The sequence below is a fragment of the Sphingosinicella sp. genome, assembly GCF_041916975.1.
Taxonomy (GTDB): Bacteria; Pseudomonadota; Alphaproteobacteria; order Sphingomonadales; family Sphingomonadaceae; genus Sphingosinicella.
Genome location: NZ_JAYRYK010000001.1, coordinates 2543457 through 2561768, shown reverse-complemented (window position 1 = coordinate 2561768; position 18312 = coordinate 2543457). Strand labels below are relative to the sequence as shown.

At 62.4% G+C, this 18312-nt stretch carries 12 protein-coding genes; 5 read left to right on the top strand and 7 right to left on the bottom strand.

The window, feature by feature from the left end; translation table 11 throughout:
- Window positions 1–164: 164 nt before the first annotated feature.
- The 7 genes from ACE3TJ_RS12170 to ACE3TJ_RS12140 form a co-directional block, all read right to left on the bottom strand.
- Window positions 165–2396 carry a TonB-dependent receptor gene (locus ACE3TJ_RS12170; protein ID WP_374596462.1) on the bottom strand — a complete coding sequence of 744 codons (2232 nt, stop codon included), beginning with the start codon at window positions 2394–2396 and terminating at the stop codon, window positions 165–167.
- Window positions 2397–2547: 151 nt separating this feature from the next.
- Entirely contained in the window at window positions 2548–3939 is a 1392-nt protein-coding gene (locus ACE3TJ_RS12165; RefSeq protein WP_374596461.1) for a serine hydrolase domain-containing protein, read from the bottom strand.
- The gene (locus ACE3TJ_RS12160; RefSeq protein ID WP_374596459.1) at window positions 3936–6284 is read right to left on the bottom strand and encodes a penicillin acylase family protein; all 2349 of its coding nucleotides are present in this window, start codon (window positions 6282–6284) and stop codon (window positions 3936–3938) included. The genes ACE3TJ_RS12165 and ACE3TJ_RS12160 overlap by 4 nt, the downstream gene beginning before the upstream one ends.
- 3 nt (window positions 6285–6287) lie before the next feature.
- Window positions 6288–7565, bottom strand: coding sequence for an amidohydrolase family protein (locus tag ACE3TJ_RS12155; RefSeq protein WP_374596457.1), 1278 nt, complete (start codon window positions 7563–7565; stop codon window positions 6288–6290).
- Complete coding sequence (locus ACE3TJ_RS12150; RefSeq protein ID WP_374596455.1) at window positions 7562–8926, bottom strand: amidohydrolase; 1365 nt, start codon at window positions 8924–8926, stop codon at window positions 7562–7564. The genes ACE3TJ_RS12155 and ACE3TJ_RS12150 overlap by 4 nt, the downstream gene beginning before the upstream one ends.
- Before the next feature lie 76 nt (window positions 8927–9002).
- Window positions 9003–10244, bottom strand: a complete 1242-nt coding sequence (locus ACE3TJ_RS12145; protein WP_374596453.1) for a peptide MFS transporter — start codon at window positions 10242–10244, stop codon at window positions 9003–9005.
- Complete coding sequence (locus tag ACE3TJ_RS12140) at window positions 10241–11971, bottom strand: amidohydrolase family protein (protein WP_374596451.1); 1731 nt, start codon at window positions 11969–11971, stop codon at window positions 10241–10243. The genes ACE3TJ_RS12145 and ACE3TJ_RS12140 overlap by 4 nt, the downstream gene beginning before the upstream one ends.
- 215 nt (window positions 11972–12186) lie before the next feature.
- On the opposite strand from ACE3TJ_RS12140, the gene ACE3TJ_RS12135 reads away from it, so the two are divergent.
- The 5 genes from ACE3TJ_RS12135 to ACE3TJ_RS12115 are packed head-to-tail and all read left to right on the top strand — an operon-like array spanning window position 12187 to window position 18307.
- The gene (locus tag ACE3TJ_RS12135) at window positions 12187–13011 is read left to right on the top strand and encodes an acetoacetate decarboxylase family protein (RefSeq protein ID WP_374596449.1); all 825 of its coding nucleotides are present in this window, start codon (window positions 12187–12189) and stop codon (window positions 13009–13011) included.
- Window positions 13008–14486, top strand: a complete 1479-nt coding sequence (locus ACE3TJ_RS12130; protein WP_374596447.1) for an aldehyde dehydrogenase — start codon at window positions 13008–13010, stop codon at window positions 14484–14486. Before ACE3TJ_RS12135 ends, ACE3TJ_RS12130 begins: the two co-directional genes overlap by 4 nt.
- The gene (locus ACE3TJ_RS12125; protein ID WP_374596445.1) at window positions 14483–14983 is read left to right on the top strand and encodes a GNAT family N-acetyltransferase; all 501 of its coding nucleotides are present in this window, start codon (window positions 14483–14485) and stop codon (window positions 14981–14983) included. The genes ACE3TJ_RS12130 and ACE3TJ_RS12125 overlap by 4 nt, the downstream gene beginning before the upstream one ends.
- Window positions 14980–16134: an acetylornithine deacetylase gene (argE, locus tag ACE3TJ_RS12120; protein ID WP_374596443.1), complete on the top strand. Its 1155-nt coding sequence runs from the start codon at window positions 14980–14982 to the stop codon at window positions 16132–16134. The genes ACE3TJ_RS12125 and argE overlap by 4 nt, the downstream gene beginning before the upstream one ends.
- Window positions 16135–16162: 28 nt before the next feature.
- Entirely contained in the window at window positions 16163–18307 is a 2145-nt protein-coding gene (locus ACE3TJ_RS12115; protein ID WP_374596441.1) for a DUF2817 domain-containing protein, read from the top strand.
- Window positions 18308–18312 lie beyond the last annotated feature (5 nt).

Sequence of the window (18312 nt, the reverse complement as noted above, 5' to 3'; positions counted from 1 at the left end):
TTTCGTGAGGCAGCTATCCTTATTCGGGCAAAGGAAATTACACAATTTCAAAAACGGACGCGTCCGAAAAGCACTCCGGAAAAGGCTCGAACCGACAGGAAACGCCGGTTACGTATGTGGCACCGCACCCAAAGGCTCGGCGCCACATCCGCTTTTTCGAACGATCAGAAACGCTGGCTGAAACTCAGGCCGATCGTCCGCGGATCGATGATACCCATTGCTGCGGGCGCGTAATAGAGCGTGCTGTTGTCCGCGACACCCGCATATTTGTCGAAGACATTCTTCACGAACACGGTGATATCGAACTTGTCGGAACGTACGCCTGCCCGCAGATCGACGCGCGAATAGCCGTCGAACTTGACCGTCAAGGGCGCGCCCTCGATGTTTGTGAAGCGGCTGGACTGGTACTGCCAGTTGCCGCCGACATACGCCTGCCAGGTATCCGAAACATCCCAGGAATATTCCGGGCTGGTGCTGAGCGTCAGTTTCGGCGCAAACGGCAGAGCACCACCGACGGTCCCGCCGAAGCTTGGATCCGATCGCGTCAGCTCCGTATCCGCATATCCGAGTGCGAGACCGAGATTGAGACCGGCAAACGGACGCATATCGACTTCGAGCTCAAAGCCTTTGCTTTCTGCGTCACCCGCATTGCCGAAGGCTCCGAACGCACCGAAGCTCATATAGCCCTGAACGTTCTTCCAATCTATGAAGTAGGCAGCGGCGCCCACATTGACGCGGCCGTCAAGAACACTGAATCGGGTGCCGATTTCGTAGTTCCACAGCGTTTCCGAACCGAACTTGTTCGTGAATCCAGGCGGCGGCGTAAGACCGATCGGAAGGAAGCGCGGACCGCCCGGCCGATAGCCGCTCGCCGCACGGGCATAGAACATGAGATCCGACGAGGGGCGCCATCTGAGATTCGCCAGATAGCTCGTCACATTATCCTTGGACGGCTCCGCCTGCTCCACGAGATCATTCTCCGGATCCGTCGGGTTACCAAAGATGCCGCGCTCAAGGGAACGATAGGTTATTCTATTATGCGCGTAACGAGCGCCCACCGTGACATCGATCTCCGGCGTCACAAAGTAAGTGAGATTGCCGAACGCTGCATATTCCTTGTAAGAGGTGATCGTTCGGGCACCGTAGCCGACGGGAATACTCGTATCAAAATCTCCGTTCGGAAGTACGGGCTGGAAGACCGAGGTCAGCTCCGAATCCTCATGCGTGTAGAAGGCACCGAGGAGCCATTGTAGCGGCTTTTCATCCGTCGATGAAAGGCGGATTTCCTGCGTGAATTTCTTCGTGTCCAGCCCATAGAGAAACTGCACCCCATCGCCGGGCGGCACAAGAGAGACATAATCGGCAGTATAGTCCGCGCGCTTTTCGTTTCGCGCGACGGAATAGCTGGTTGCTGACACGAGCGAAATCGAAGGTGTGATTTCGTAATTGATGGTGCCCGCGGCAACACGCGTGCGGGTCTTGTTCCATTCATCAAGCGTGAAATACGTATCGTACTTTCCAGCGAACGGAACGATCGACGCAGGCTCACCGGGAATGAAGCCGAAGAACGCAGCCTGATCGACAGCAACGCCGTTCAGGCCGTGCGCGTGCAGCTTCTGCAGAATACCCGTCAGACGAATGGAGAGCCGATCCGACGGTGTCAGCAGCAGCGAGGCATTGACACCCTGCGACTCAACGCGATTGACATCCTTCTCGCCATCGACCGAGTTGTCGAGATAGCCCGGGTCGCGGCGATAATATGCACTGACGCGGAGTGCCGCCTTTTCCGCAGCGATCGGCGCGTTCACACTACCGCGAAGCGAGAAGCCGACTTCGCCGTGTTCGACACTCGAAATTTCTTCACGCGCGCTGGCAAAGAACTCCCTGGTATCGGGCGCCTTGGTGACGAACTTCAGCACACCGCCGGGCGCGCTCGCGCCATACAACGTTCCTTGCGGCCCTTTCAGAACCTCTACCCGTTCCAGAATGCTGGGATCGAGATCGGGCGTCAGCAGCGCACCGCCAGCAAACAGTGTCGATGAACCGAACGGAACGTCATCGATGTAGGTACCCGTGGTCGAATTGAACGTGACGCTGTTGATGCCGCGGACAACGACCTTGGCGAGGCCCGGCGAACCGAATGTTTGCAGCGAGACGTTCGGCATGTTGCCGAGATAGTCTGTCAGGCCATTGGCCTTCTGCGCCTCAAGCTCGGCACCGCTCTGGACACTGATCGCCATGGCGACCTCGGAAAGCTTTTCGTTTCGCTTGTTCGCAGAAACGATGATTTCCTCATCGGCTTCCTGCGCCTGCGCGGAAAGCGACAACACCATCGTACTGGCAACACACGACAGAAGCCCGATGCGTACCGAACGATTGCGACTTTGACTGCACATTATCTGCCCCCTTTTTTGCTTTATGCGCGCCCCTATCCGGCCAGAATCGTCGCCATCGCGAATCCGAGCCTGTCGAGAGAACATGTTCTGTTTAATATTTTTCAGAAATTAGTCAATGACGCGTATTGGAAATTAATTGATCAATGCTAACTTACAGCCAGTTGACCATGTGGATAGCGCGCGCGCTATCGTAGGCGACACGGACGAACTCATCGCCGCTGCCTGTCGACAGCCGGTAGCGGCGATAGAAAAGCCGGTCTTCCGTCCATTCCTGAATGACATCGAATGACGACACCGTCTCCGGTTCATCGCGAACACGAAGCGCCGTGTCTCCGCGTTCTGCAAAAAGCAGGCGGAGGCCCGAGGCGAGATCGGCCGCCACCGGCGGCCGCTGACCCAGCAGAAGCGCGCGTGTCTTTCGCGTGAGGGACGAATGCTCATCCGTCAGTACGCCGAGGTTCCGATATGTGTATCCCGGCACCAGGGCTTCAAGGACACTGATCCCGAGTTCGCCGATCCTGTCCGTCCCCACATTTGTGAGCAGGCACATGCCCGTGCCATCGGCGGCAGAGTGGAAATGATAGCTGCGGAAACCCGACACGCTTCCGGTGTGATACACGTAGGGACTTCCGTCGGGAGCCCGATCGGTGAACCAGCCCATGGCGTAACCGCAGGACGAGCCGTCATTCAGGCGGAACGGCTTCATCATGCGGGCGATCGATTGCGCCGAAAGCAGGCGTCCTCCCCAGAGCGTATCATGCCAGCGCGGCAATTGGGATGCCGACATCAATATGCCTCCCGCGCCGACGGAAGAAATGCTGCTCGACATGGGAACGGCATGGCGCCAGCCGCCGTCCGGCGCGGCGGCATAGGGGCTTGCACGCATGGCAATGACGGCTTCGGCATCGTCAACCCGCCACCCAGAAAGTCCCGCGCGCCCGAACAAAGCCGCCACGGCCGCCGCGAAACTCGTGCCCGTCACATCCTCGATCAGATAGCCGAGCAGCGTATATGCGAGGTTGCAGTAACGCCACGCGGCTCCCGGCGGCGTTACCAGCCGGTGCACGCCTTCGTTTTCGATGACCCTCTGCCGCAGCAGCGGCCTATCCCAGATAATGCCGCCCTGATAATCGGGAATACCGCTCGTGTGGGTCAGCAGCTTCTCGATTTCGATATCCTGCCACTCCGCCGGCAGGTCGCGCATATACCTGCCGATGGGTGCCGAAAGTGCGATGGCTCCCCGCTCCGCAAGGTCCAGCAGAATGGCCGCCGTGACGTGCTTCCCGACAGAGCCCGCGTGGAACAGGGTATCAGGGGTCACCCGGACGCCGAACGCAAGGTCTGCAGCACCGGAGCTGAGCATGAGCGGCGCACGGCCGCGCACAGTCAGTGCCGCAGCCGCGCCCGGCAACCCGGCTGCGCTCATCATCGCGCGGAAAGCCTCCTCCGGCTCCGCTGCGGCACGCGCGCTGCCGGGGGACATCACATACAACATCCCGCCGGCGATGCCGGTGAGCGCCGTTCTCCGGTCGATCCGCGTCATTCCGAAATGGTCACGACCGAATAGGTCGGATCGTTCCTGATATCCTCCTGCCGGAACGGCTGGCGAACCAGCCTGCCCGCCAGAAACAGGGGCAGCTGATCATGGGCATGTGGGGACTCGGGGTTCGTCGACTGCGAATAGGCCAGCAGACCGTCCGCGACCGGGCCGTTGTCATCGAAGCCGACGATCTGGATATAACTCGATCCGAGTGCAGGCCGCATACGCCCTTTCTCCGGCAGGCTGTACATGCTGTTGTACACGTCGCCGATCGCTCCGCCCGGAACGGGGACACGCCGCGTTCCAACATCGACATACTGGATCTCGCCCCAGGGTTTGCGCCAATCGATCTCCAGCTTTGCCAGCTCTGCGATCGCTTCACCGAGGCACTGGCGAATTTTCCCGACAACGGCCTCATCCTGCCAATTCAGGCCCGCAGGCGTTTCAAGAGGACGTCGCGGATCGAAGGCAACCCGATACACGTCTTTTTTTTCGGCGCATTTCCACCAGGAAGAGAACAGCGGATAGCCGATGCTTTCCGGGCTCGCGCGGCCATCCCACCTGCGTAGCGTGTCACACGCCTCCGCCAGGTCGATGGTATCCGCCCCCACAGTCACCGCGGAAGGCCGGCTCTTACAGAATGCCGAAAGATCCGCCTGCAAAAGTCCTGCGACGAATACATCATTCGTGAATGCCAGATGCCTCATTGCGTCAGCCGTAAACGTGTTGCCGGGCAAGCCATCAATGCCGCTCTGCCGCTTGCGAACGATTTCGATACCCATCCGCGTACGGCCGCCCTGTTCAACGCCGTCCGCACTTGCGGTGGGCGAATAGCCTTCAAGCGGCGCCGCTGGATTTGTCATCCACGCGCTGTCGTTGGCGTTCTGCACGAAATCCGAACGCCAGAGTACGGGCAGATTGCGCCCTGCGACGATTCCCGGCTGCGGCGCCGCCGGATCGTTGTCCCAAAGGCAATCAGAATTGGCACCATCCAGAACGACAATGCCGTGCTCCATGGATGCCTCGAAATCCTTGACGAGACACTGGTCGAGCTTCTGTTTCGAAATACCGGGCGTAACCGTCACATCCGTGTAGAGGGCCCTTCCTTCACGATCAGCCGCGAGCAAATTCACCCACGGCAGCCCCACATTGTCCACAACGACGCGTTCCACCTGATCGAGCGTGCGCGCGAGATTGATGCCGTGCCACGTCTCGATCATGCGGCTGTTGTCCCAGTTTGCATCGCGCAGCGCATACGCATGACGCACCGTCCATTCGAGGCCTCCGGGCCGCGAGATGACGGGCCCAAAGTCGGACAGCCAGAGGTCATGCGCTTCCCGCCGAATGCCGCCATCTTCCGTGCGCAGCGAAACATGCACCCGCTTGCGCTTGAGCTTTCGCCAGCTGCCGTCAAAACGATAGCGTGTCGGATCACCGGGCTTCAGTTCCAGACGATAGAGCGTCATGTGCACCGAGGTGTTGACCGTGTGCGTCCACGCAAAATCGCGCGAGAAGCCGATCGAGACGGTCGGTATCCCGGGAAGCGAAACACCCATGACATCCATTCTGCCCGGAATGGTGAGGTGGAATTGATAGAAGCGAAGAATCCCTTCCCACGGGTAGTGGGGGTTTGCAAAAAGCAGACCCTTGCCGTCCTGAACCGTGTCCTTTCCGAACGCGATGGCATTGCTGCCGATCCCGAACTGCATATCCGGCCCGCGCGAAAACAGCTCCGGCGAGACAGCAGCGCTTGCCGATTTTTCTCCCGTTGTCGGCGGTTTGGCCGCAACGATATTGTCGACGAACTGCGCTGAGCTGCCTTGCACAGCGTAGCGGCGCATCAAGCGCATGATATCCGTCGTACTGATCGGCCGCACCCATGGCTTGCCGCGACACGCTGCGGGCAGGCCGGAAGAGCCTGCTTCACGCAGATAGCGATTGAACCCGGCAACGTAGCCGCGCACCAGTTCGCGCGCACTTTCGGGCTGCCGGGCCCACGTCTGCTCCACTTCCGCGGGATCGTTCAGCAATGCCATGAAGGCATCGATCTGCCGGTTCGGCACGCGCATCGATAGCGAGGCCGCGTCGGGGCCGCCCACTGTATCGGCGCCGAAATGCAGCGAGCGCCGCCCTTCGACCGTGACCATCTCGTCGAGGAAAACGCAGGCGTTGTCCTGCGCGTAGGCATATCCCAGCCCATAGCCGACGCCGCGCTCGTTTTCTGCAAGGATGTGAGGAACACCGAAGCTGGTCCGCTGGATTTGGGAACTGTATTGTGGCGCGGCATATAGTGCCGTTGGCACGAGCAAGGCACCAAGCAGTGCCGGGATCTTCGCGATGATCTTCATGTTTCAGTTCCTGAACTGGAAGGGCTTTGGATTGCCGAGGTTGCGGTAGCGTTCGAACAGTTCGGTCTGGCGCGACTTGAGAGGCATTTCCCGGCCTGCGATCAAAACCATGACTGGGGCGCTGCCGATCTCGAGCGGATCTGCGTTCCACACGAGCACGTCGGCGATCTTGCCGGGTTCAAGAGACCCGAGGCTGCGATCGATGCCGAACATCCGCGCAGGATTGATCGTTACCGCATCGAAGGCCTGCGCCCAGTTCAAGCCGTTTGCCACGGCGTTGCCCGCATATTGGGCGACCAGCCTTGCGTCGTGCGGCTGCGCCGCGCTGAAGCGGTTGAGCGGTGCGATGGCAATCGTGACGCCCGCATTCGCCAGCCGCCGGGCGTTCTGCTGTGTGGCCCCCATCGTTTCGAAGGCGACCGGCAGGTTGGCATAGCTGTCGACAATGGCCGCCATGCGCGCGGCTGCAATTTCGGATGCAACCACCCATCCCTCGCTGGCGCCGAACAGTATCACGCGCAGCTTCGGATAGGCCCGCGCGAACGCGATGAGCTGGCGAATATCCGCCGCGCGCTCGACATGCGCGACCATCGGCAGGTCTCCGGCGACGAGCGCGCGAATCGCCGCGCCGTCGATATCATCGGGATCGGGCTTCTTCCCCCCGGCGAGCGCCGCACTGAACAGGCGCCGGAGCGCAACCCAGGTCGCGCCGCGGGCGCCGCCGGACAGTTCCGCACCCCGCGCGCCGAGCTCGATGAAAATCGCGCTTCGTGCATCGAATACGGAATCGTCGGCACCATCCGTTCCGATGATCGCCGCCGTACCGGCGAATATCGACGTCCCTGCGACCGGGAAAATAACGGCGCGGGTCACACCGGCGAGCCGTGCCGTCGGAATGATCGTGGACGCGGGATTTACCCCCGGTGCCACCTCGAAGCCGGCGGAAAACGATGAGTTGCCCGCCGTCATGTCCAGCGTTTCGCCAACGGTTTCAACCTCGACGAGGCCGAGTTGACTCCATGGGCTGATAAGCCCCGCCGTCACGAAGCCGCCCTTCGCATCGACGATGCGTGCACCGGCCGGAATGGCGATATCCCGGCCGACCGCCTCGATACGCCCCTTGCGGACGATCACCGTGCCGCCTTCTATCACACCCGTCGCCGAGCCTGTGATCACACGCCCGCCCGTGATCGCCAGCACGTCCGGCTGATCCGCGCGCGCGGAGACGGGAAACAGCATTGCTGCGCAAAAGATGGTCAGAAAAATGCGTATTCCGCTCATTTCTCATCTCCCGCACCGGCCTGGCCCAGTTCGAAATCACTGACCCAACGCAATTCCGTATTACCCCTGTCAAAGGTCAGGTTCCCGTCCACGAACACCTTCTCGGCGCGGGCGTAGATTGAAAACGGATCCTTGTCCCAGAGAACGACATCGGCGTTCAGGCCAGGTACAAGGCTCCCCGTGCGATCCTCAATTCCAAGCGCCTTTGCAGGATTTGAAGAAAGCCAGCGCCAAGCTTGGCCTTTCGTCACGGGGATCCCGGAATTGACCGCGGAATACCAAGCCTTCGCAGCTTCCTGATTGAGATGCTGGATCGATGTCGAATGATCCGAATGGATCATCGCGCAGCCTCCGGCCTGTTCGACGAGGCCCATGTTCTGCGGAATACCGTCGTAGGATTCCATGTTATAGCCCCACCAGTCCGACCACATCGCGGCACAGACACCTTCGCTCTTCAGGATATCCGCGATCTTGTAGGCTTCGATTGCGTGGTGAAATGCCGTTACCCGGTATCCGAATGTCTTCGCCATCTCCATGACCATCGCCATCTCGTCGGCGCGGTGGCAATGCATGTGAACCCGGATGGAGCCGTCGAGAACATCTGCAAGCGTTTCGAGCTGCAGATTGCGTTCGGGCGGCTTCGTCCCCTTCGCCTTCGCCTCCTTCACCGCCTTTGCGTAGCCCTGCGCCTTGGTCCACATCTCGCGATAGATCGCGAAATTCCCCGCGCGCGTTGCCGGCGCCTTGCCCAGTGTCCCGTAGACGTGAGGGTGCGGGTTGTAGGAATAGCTCGGTATCTCTCCGCAGGCCATCTTCAGCCCGTCAGCGGCTCCATCGAACCGCATGTCCTGAACGGTGCGCGCCGGCACGACCTTCAGAACGACACTGCGCCCGCCGAACAGGTTTCCGGACCCCGGCAGAATCTGAACCGTCGTGACGCCGCCCGCCGCCGCACGGCCGAAGGCCGGGTCCTGAACGACAATCCCGTTTTCTGCCCACACCTCCGCCTTCACGGTGCCCGAGAACTCGCCGACGCTTTCCATCCCGAACACTTCGGGCACCGCGCCATTTCCCATATGGCTGTGCACATCGATGATGCCCGGCGTAATCCATTTTCCTGTCCCGTCGATAACGACGGCGCCGGCCGGCGCGGAAACGGCCCTGCCGATCGCTGCGACCTTGCCGCCCGACAGCAGCACATCGAACGCCTGATGCTCACCTCCGAGGCCGTCCAAAACCGTCGCATTCCGGATCAGGACATCAGCGGCTGTTGTTTCCGGTCGCGGAGTCCCGGCGTCCGCGGGCAGTGCCCGGAACACCATCATCAGCATGGCAAGGCAGGCTGCAAATCGAACGGTCACTGTTTCCCCCTCTGCTTTCGGCAGGCAGTTTCAGCATGTATAAAATCACAGAATTCCGGAAGCATCGAACACCCTTTCATGGAACGGATCGCCGACCGATCCACGCCAGCAACGCCGCACCCGCCACCGAGGACAGGCCGATCAGCAGAAAGAAGGCCGCCGGTGCCTCCGCCGTCCAGTAACGGCCGATGAATCCCGAATAGAGGCTGCCCGTGAAGATCGTGAAATACCACGCCGCGACGGCAAGATTGCTGGCGCCCGCCGGCGCTCGCCCGGCGAACAGGTCGAGACCGACGGGCAGCACATACAGCTCCCCAAGCGTAAGCAGGAAGAAGAACAGCAGCAGCCAGGGCCAGGGCACGCGGGCGCCGCCGGTTTCGGCAAGAATGGCGAGCAGGAAGCACGCTGCTCCCACAAGCACGGCGCCTGTCGCCATTCGCGGCAGATGCGGTCGCTCACCGCGCCGCGACAGCGCCACGATCAGCGGCGTCAGCGCGAAGACGAAAAGCGGATTCAGTGACTGGAACCATGTCATCGGAATCTCGAAGCCCGCGGCATTCCGATCGACACCACTGTCGATCCAGAGCGCGATGATGCTCCCGACCTGCTGGTAAGCGCCCCGAAACAGCGTGACGCCGATACCGACGAGCAGGAACAGCCGCAATGTCTGCCTGTCGAACAGACGAAGCGGCAATCGCCGGTTCGGTACGCGGGCGGGCTCCGGCGGAAGATGGCGATGACCCGCGATATAGATGAGAAGACCGCCGAGCATACCCACGCCCGCCGCGCCGAAACCCCAATGCCAGCCGTAGAGCTCTCCAAGCGAACCGCAGACGAAAGGCGCCAGAAAGCCGCCAAGATTGATCCCAAGGTAATAAAGCGTGTAGCCGCCGCTGCGCCGCGGATCGTTGTTCGCATAGAGGTCGCCGATCTGCGAAGGAACGGCGGGAAGAAAGAAGCCGTTGCCGATCGCAATGACCGCGAGAGCCGCATAGAGCCATCCATCGAACGCGAGCAGAAAGTGCCCCACGGCCATCGTCACCGCACCCACGATGATCGCGCGCTTCCGGCCCAGCCATGCGTCCGTCACCATTCCGCCGACGATCGGCGTCAGGTAGAAAAAGGCCACGAACAGTCCGAAGACGAACGATGCCTGCGCGGCATCCATGCGCAGCGCCTTCGTCATGTAGTAAATCAGAAGCGCGCGCATCCCGTAGTAGGAGAATTGCTCCCACGTTTGCGTGAGGAACAGGATGGTGAGCCCCGAAGGGTGCCCGAACCATCGCCTTTCCGCGGCGGGCAGGGTGCTGGTCGTCACGGGTGGCTCCAGGCCTGCGACGAGGCACGGCAGCCGCCATGCCCATCGGGCGTTTTCCACCCGCGCCCGCGCACGATCTTCCCCGCGCGCGCGTTCGTGGCTTGCCCTTCGCGGATGGCTTCAACACCATTCACGACGACGTGACGGACCCCGCTTGCGTATCGGTGAGGATCGGTGAATGTGGCGTGATCCTGGATCGTATCGGCATCGAAGATCACGACATCAGCGAAATAGCCCGGCTTCAGAAGCCCGCGATCCCCAAGACCGAGCGTCTGCGCTGGGAAGCCGGTCATCCTGTGAATTGCGGCCTCGAGCGGCACGAGTCCCTCGTCGCGCACATAGCGCCCAAGGACGCGCGCGAATGTGCCATAGGCCCTCGGATGCTGCCGATTGCGCAGGAAAGCGCCTTCCGCAACCATCGCGGGCGCATCCGTCCCGAAAGCCACGAAGGGCGTCTGAAGCAATCGGCGCAGATTGTCCTCGGACATCGTGCGGTACACCATGGCCACGCGGCTCTTGTCTTCCACCACAAGCCGGATGGCCGCCGCTTCAGGCGACACACCCCATTCCGCCGCGATATCCGACAGTCGCCGCCCGATCAGAGACTGCAACGCCGCGGTTTTCACACCGGCCACGATCGCACCGTCGGCGCCGGCCATTGCAAGCACGTTCTCCCAGTCGGAAGACGGCTCGCGCATCTCGGCGGCAACCTTCCGCGCCGTATCGCCATCCTGCAGGCGCGCAACCCAGGCATCGACACCGCCCTCGCGCACCCAGGGCGGCATGGCCGCGTCGAGACCGGTGCCCGATGCATCATAGGGATAGACATCCGCGGTGACGGCAAGACCGGCCGCGCGTGCGGAAGCAATCCGCTCGATCGCCGCATCCATCTTCGGCCAGTTGGCACGGCCGCCGACTTTCAGGTGGTAAACGTGGAGCGGTGCGCCGCTGGCGCGCGCAATCGCAAGCGCCTCGTCCAGCGCTTCCAGAAATCGGTCCCCTTCGCTCCTGAGATGCGTTGCGTAAATGCCGCCGCAGCGCCCGGCTTCCGCGGCAAGCGCAGTCAGCTCCCCGGTATCGGCATAGGTTCCCGGCGTGTAGATCAGCGCGGAGGCCACGCCGAGCGCGCCCTCCTCCATCGCCTTCCTGAGCAGTTCCTGCATCCGGGCGATCTGGGCTGGGTCCGCCTTCGCAGCGGTATCGCCCATCACGTATCCCCGCAACGTCGCGGCGCCCACATGCGATGCGACGTTGACGGCGACACCGGCCCCCTCCAGCGTCCGCAGATACTGATCGAGCGTCGTCCAGGTGACGTCGTAGCGCGCGTCATCCTCTTGCCGCTGCTTCATGTCGATTTTCATGTCCGGCGTGAGCGGTCCCATCGACTCGCCCTCGCCCATCACCTCGAGCGTGATGCCTTGGCGGAGGGCGCTCTCCGCACGGCCATCCACAAGCAGGCTCTCGTTTGACCAGCTGAGCATATTGATGAAACCCGGCGCCACCGCAGCCTTGCCGGCATCGATGGTGCGCACCGCGGCACCCGGTGCCTTCACCCCGACATAGACGATCCGGTCCCCCGCGATCGCAAGCTCACCGGCGAACGGCGCGTTTCCCGAACCGTCATAGATCCGTTCGCTCCGGACCAACAGATCATAGCGGAGCTTCGGTGCGCGCGCCGAACCGGCTGCGAACGCGGAGGCCGCCGACGCCAGCACAGCAACAAACATTATCGCCGGACACCACCGACACACCCCTACACGCACGCCCCCTCCTCGCTCGCCTTTCCTCTTCCGGTATTATATTTACAGAAATCTACATATATATCTATAATGAAATTATATCTACATTGATGGTTTCAAGACGAAGAGGGGTCGGTACCCATGCCGCAAACATCAGACGAAACAGCCGGCAATGCCTTCCTGACCAGCAGGAGTGCGCGTTGATGTCGTATGGTTTCGTGCCCGGCCAGCGATACCGGATGCCCACACATTTCGGACCCACACCGGGCCCGCGTCAGAGCTACGGCGGCCGCGTTCTGGACTACGTCAACACGCCCCGGCAAACCATATTGAGCGCGCGCTTTGAGGCGGATGCCGGCGCGCTTGAGACGTTGCTGCCCCCCGGCTTCTCCTTGCGCAGACCGGAGCTTACAATCGACTTCGCCTATATGACGGATATCGATTGGCTCGCCGGCCGGGCCTACAATACGTTCGGCGTATCCATCCCGGCGCGCTTTGAGGGGCAGCGAGACGTCGTCGATGGCGACCTGCTGCTTGTCCTGTGGGAAAACCTGGCCGATCCAATACTGAGCGGGCGGGAGGAACTCGGTTTCGCGAAGCTCTACAGCGAGCTGCCGCCGCCCGCGACCACCGCGGACGCAGCGCGGTGCGAAGCGCTGTGGGACGGCTTCATGTTCGCCGCGCTCACGCTCCACGATCTGTCTCCCGACACGGGCGATCCCGATGGGGAGCCCGAAACGCAGGGCCTGCTCCACTATAAATATGTGCCCCGCACAGGCACGCCAGGCGTTGCGGACGCGGAGTACGCGGTCCTCACACCGCTCGGCGGCAGCAACCTCCGGGTCGAGGAGATGCAAACGGCAGCGAACGCGACCATAAGCTTCCAGCGCGGGACGTGGGAACAGCTGCCGACATTGGTCCATATCGTCGATCGGCTCGCGGACATACCGATCGGCCGCTGTCTTTCCGCTCGGCGGCTGCGAACGATCGGCGCCAAGGATCTCAGCGATCAACGGGCGTTGTCGTGAGCTCGGCATCCGGCGCTGTCCGCCACGCCGCGCATCCCTTTTATGGCGGCGATTTCCAGCCCGCCAAAGCCGGCACGCGCTTCACGCTGACGAACCCTGCTCTCCGCGCGCCGTTGGCTGCGTTTCGCGGTTGCACCGCGCACGACGTGGACCGGGCCGTCCGATCCGCCCGCAGGGCCTTTCTCGATCATGCGCGCCTCGCTGCGCCCGAAAAGCGCTGCCTTTGGCTGAACGCATTGGCAAATGGCCTCAGGTCTGCCCGCACGGAACTCGCCATGCTGGATTCCCTGGAAATGGGAATGCCGATCGCTCAGGCACTGGCGCAGGTCGACGAGGCCGTGGCCTGTCTCCTTGCATTCGCAGGATATGCGAGCGAACCCCACGGCGAGGTCATCTCAACGGATCGATCGCACACATTCTCGACCAGCTGGGAAGAGCCATGCGGTGTCGTTGGCATCATCTCGGCATGGAATTATCCGCTGATCATAGGCGTGTCGGCGCTGGCACCGGCTGTCGCCGCCGGCAACACCGTGATCATCAAGCCCTCCGAGACAGCGCCGTCCTCGCTGCTTCGTGTCGCCGAAATCGCATCGGAGGCCGGTTTGCCCGACGGTGTCGTCAACGTCCTTCTCGGCGGAGCCAGAACCGGCACGCAGATGGTCGTCCATGACGATATCGATCTGCTGCATTTCGTCGGCTCCACCGCAGCCGGACGCAAGGTCATGATGCTGGCCGGCGGTTCGAACGCCAAGCGCGTGATGCTGGAACTGGGCGGGAAATCACCCCAGATCGTCTTTGCAGACGCGGCGGAGCTTCCCGGTCTGGCGGAAGCCGTCGTCACGGCAGCCTTTCACAACACGGGGCAGCTCTGCGTTGCACGCAGCCGCCTGCTTGTGGAAGCCACGGTTGCCGATCGTCTTGCCGAAAAAATACGCACGGTGATGCCGCAGGTTTTTCGGGTAGGTTCACCGCTCGATCCAGCGACCAACTATGGCCCGATCGCAAACGCGCGTCAGCTTGAGACCGTTCTGCGTTTCGTGGAGGTCGGGATGCAGGAGGGCGCGGGTTACGAACCGCTTGAAACGGCGGGGAGCCTACCGAACGAGGGGCTTTTCGTGGCGCCGGGTCTGTTCAGGATGGCGCGCAACACGATGCACGTGGCGCGCAAGGAAATTTTCGGCCCGTTGCTGTCTGTCATCCCGTTTTCCGACGAAGCGGAGGCCATCGCGCTGGCGAACGACACGCACTACGGGCTGGCGGCTACGGTGTGGACGCGTGATATCGGAAGAGCGCGCCGCCTCAGCCGCGACCTTATGGCGGGCCGTGTCGACGTAAGAACCAATGCTTCGCCCGGTGCCCCACTCCACGCTCTCCCCGCGGAACCTCACCGCGCTTCGGGCCATGGCGTGCTTGGCGGCCGGCAGGGGCTTTCGGCCTATCGCTGGCGCAAGGCCGTGCAGTTCGTAACCGCATGAGCCCGGCGCGAATCTCGGTAGAGCGGCTTGCCGGGGATCCGGGCGGCATCGATACCGCCGCCGCGTGGATTCATGCGGAATGGAGCGCCTTCAGCGGTCGCACGCTGGAGGAAACCCGCGCGCGCTTCGCGAACGAGGTGCCCGAGGCGGGCCTGCCGATCACCCTTGCCGCCTATGTCGACGGCGAGATCGCAGGCATCGCCTCGCTAAGAGCGCGCGACAGCGCGGACTGGGATGCAGCGGCCCAGCCCTGGCTCTGCAACGTGTTCGTCGCACCGGGCTGGCGGCGGCGCGGTGTCGCCGAGGCGCTTTGCCTCGCCTGCGAGGCCGCTGCGGCGCAGCTCGGCTATCCGTCGATCCATCTCGCCTCGATCGCGCCCGAAGGCTCGCTTTACGAACGAATCGGCTACCGGATTTATGCTTGGCGCACCCGGCATGGCGAGCGCTTTGCCCTCATGCGCAAATCACGTGCAGACAAAACGGGGAAGACGCAATGACCGATCTTGCATCCCGGATCGGCTGGATCGAGCGCCTTGTCGCTTTCGATACAAGCTCCGGAAAATCGAATCTGCCCTTGATCGAAGACGTTTCGCTTTATCTCGAAAGTCTTGGCGTCCCCGTGACGCGCGTTCCCAATACGGATGGCGACCGGGCAAATGTGTACGCGGTGATCGGCCCGCTGACGGAAGGCGGCATCCTCCTGTCCGGCCACACCGACGTCGTGCCCGTCACCAATCAGGCATGGTCGACGGACCCGTGGACGCTCTCCCTCCGCGCGGGTCGGCTCTACGGTCGCGGCACGTGCGACATGAAGGGCTTCTGCGGCATCGCGCTGTCGCTTGTTCCGGAGATGCTGGCGGCAAAACTGCAACGCCCCATCATCCTCGCTCTATCGTACGACGAGGAAATCGGGTGCATCGGCGCCCCTGCGATGATCCGCGACATCGCACGTCTGTTGCCGCGCCCCGGCGCAGTCATCGTCGGCGAACCGACGATGATGACAGTTGTTGATGGCCACAAGGGCAGCACGCAGTTTCGCACGCGCGTGACAGGCGTTCCCGGCCACTCGAGCGATACGGAGAATTGTGCGTCGGCTGTTGAAATCGCCGCGCAGCTCATCACGCGCCTCGTCGAGATGCGGATGCTGAACCGCACCCGCGCAGACTCCGACACGCTGTTTCAGCCTCCCTATACGACCATTACGAGCAACCTCGTATCAGGCGGCGTTCAGCAGAACGTGATGGCCCACGAATGCCTCTTCACCTGGGATCTGCGGAATCTGCCATCCGACGATGTCGATGCCTGCAGGCAGGCTTTTGACGGCTTCGCACAGGAACTGGCCGAGCGATATGCCGCAGCTGGCATAGCGATAGAGATCGCGACGGAAACCGTCGTGAAGGTTCCGGCGCTGCGCCCCGATCCCGATGGACGGGCATCGCAGCTCGCGCGGAGATTGACGGGGGCGAACCAGATTCAGGTCGCTTCATATGCGTCGGAGGCGGGCCAATTTCAGGAGGCGGGCTTCTCAACCGTTCTTTGCGGACCGGGCAGCATCGAGCAGGCGCACAAACCCGACGAATACGTATCGCTCGATCAGATCGAGCGCTGCACGCGCTTCCTGCGCCGCATCATCGACGAGATGCGCTGAGCGGCGCAACCAGCATGAGGAACCAGCATTGACGGCTTCGAAAACCCCGCGCGATCCTTCCGGAAAGATCGCCTGTATCGGCGGCGGACTGATCGGCAGCGCATGGGCGGCGCAGTTTGCCGCGCACGGATACGACGTCCAGCTTTACGACCTATCCGCGGCAACGGCGGAAGCACTATCACGCGCGCTTCGCAGGGTCGTCGCGATCCACGGCGTCGACCTTCAGGCGTTGCAGGATCGCGTGACCATCGTAGCGTCGGTCGAGGAAGCCGTATCGGGCAGCATCTTCGTTCAGGAGAGCGTGCCGGAAGACCTCGCGCTCAAACAGCGGATCTTCGCCGCGATCGAGGAGATCGCGGGCGATGCCGTGATCGCCTCGAGCACATCCGACTATCCGCCTGCCCTGCTGCGGCAGGGCCTCCGGAACGGCCAGCGCATCATTGTCGGCCACCCGATCAATCCGCCTTATGCGACCACGCTGGTCGAGGTCGTGGTCGATACGGAAACACCGGCCGAGGTCACGGAGGCCGCGATCGCCTTTTACCGCAGCGCGGGCAAGGTGCCGGTAAAAATAGAAGGCACACAAACCGGCTTCGTCGCCAATCGACTCCAGATGGCGATCATGCGGGAAGCCCTGCGGCTGGCCCACGACCAGAAGGCCACGATTGCCCAGATCGATGCCGCCCTCATGCATGGTATCGGCCCGCGGTTCGCCGCTGTGGGCATGTTCAACGGCTTTGCGCTGAACGTACCCAGCCACGACCCTTCCGATTGGCTGGATCATATCGAACGTTTCGATTTCGGCGCCGCTCTCGTCCACACGGATCCGTGGCCGACCTGGACAACTCAGGATCGCGACCGGATTGCATCGGAGTGGCGCGCGCACCTGTCCGCGCAAGGCATCAGCGCGCTTGCGGACCGCCGCGACCGGCTGACCGCTGCGGCCTGCGCGATGCATTCGCCGGCTTCCGCGGGGACAGTCACATCGCATCCCCATTTTTCGGCCGACTATCAGGAGGCGCGCCGCAAATTTCGGGCGGCGGCATCCGCAGCGGGAGCAATCCTGGAGACGCACCACCTGCCCGAACATACCGGCCCCGACGGCAAACCGCTCTACATGGATTTCGCATGGCTTGGCCCGGAAGATGCGGATGTCGTTATCCTGTCGCTGTCCGGCACACATGGCGCCGAAGGCTTCTCCGGCTCCGCCGCCCAGACGCATTGGCTAACGACGCGCCCGGACCCGCTTCCGCCCCGCACAGCCATGCTGTTCGTTCATGCCGTGAACCCGTTCGGGTTCGCTTACATGCTGCGCGTGAACGAGAACAACGTCGACCTGAACCGAAACTTCGTCGCGTTCGGCGAGCACCTGCCTCCCAATCCGCTCTATGCCGCCGTGTCGGACATGCTTCCCAATCGTACCGGCCTTGACGAAGACATGGTGGACGAATGGAACGCCGCCCTCCAGAAATCCTATGCGCGCTTCGGCCGGTGGGAAACGCACAACGCGCTTGAATGCGGCCAGTATGAGGATCCGGTCGGTATCGAGTTCGGCGGGCAAGACCTGCAATGGTCGTCGCGTACCCTGCTCGATGCTGTCCGGCGCTTGTGCGGCAAGGCCCGCCATATCGCGTATCTCGATTGGCACAGCATGATCCCGATCGGCGACGGCAATCTCATCTTCCTGAACTTCAACGCGGCGGGTGGCCCCCTGTATTGCCGCACGGCGGACTGGTGGGGCGAAGACGCGATCAGCGCGAAGACAGTGGAAGCGCAGTGGTCTTCGGGAACCTCTTTGCCGCACACGCACCGTAGCGGCCTCCTCTTCTGGGGCCTCGAGCGCGCACTCGCGCCGCGAGCGGACGTTGCCGGTGCCATCGTGGAATTCTGCTGCGATCCGGATGCGTTCATCCACACCAGCGAACCCGATACGCGCACGGTCATGTGGGAGCGATGGCTCTATCGCAATCACAGGGAGGATACGGCACAGCGGGCGCTGGCAATGCGTTACCTGAGGGAAGCGGCAGCGCCGACCCGCCGATCTTATCAGGACAAGGCCATCGCTGCCGCCATGCCGGTCTATCGCCGGATCATCGAGGGTGCGGGTCGGTGGGCTGCGGAGAATATCGCCTCGGCGCCGGGCAGGCTGATCCAAACCGACACGATATCGTGAACCGG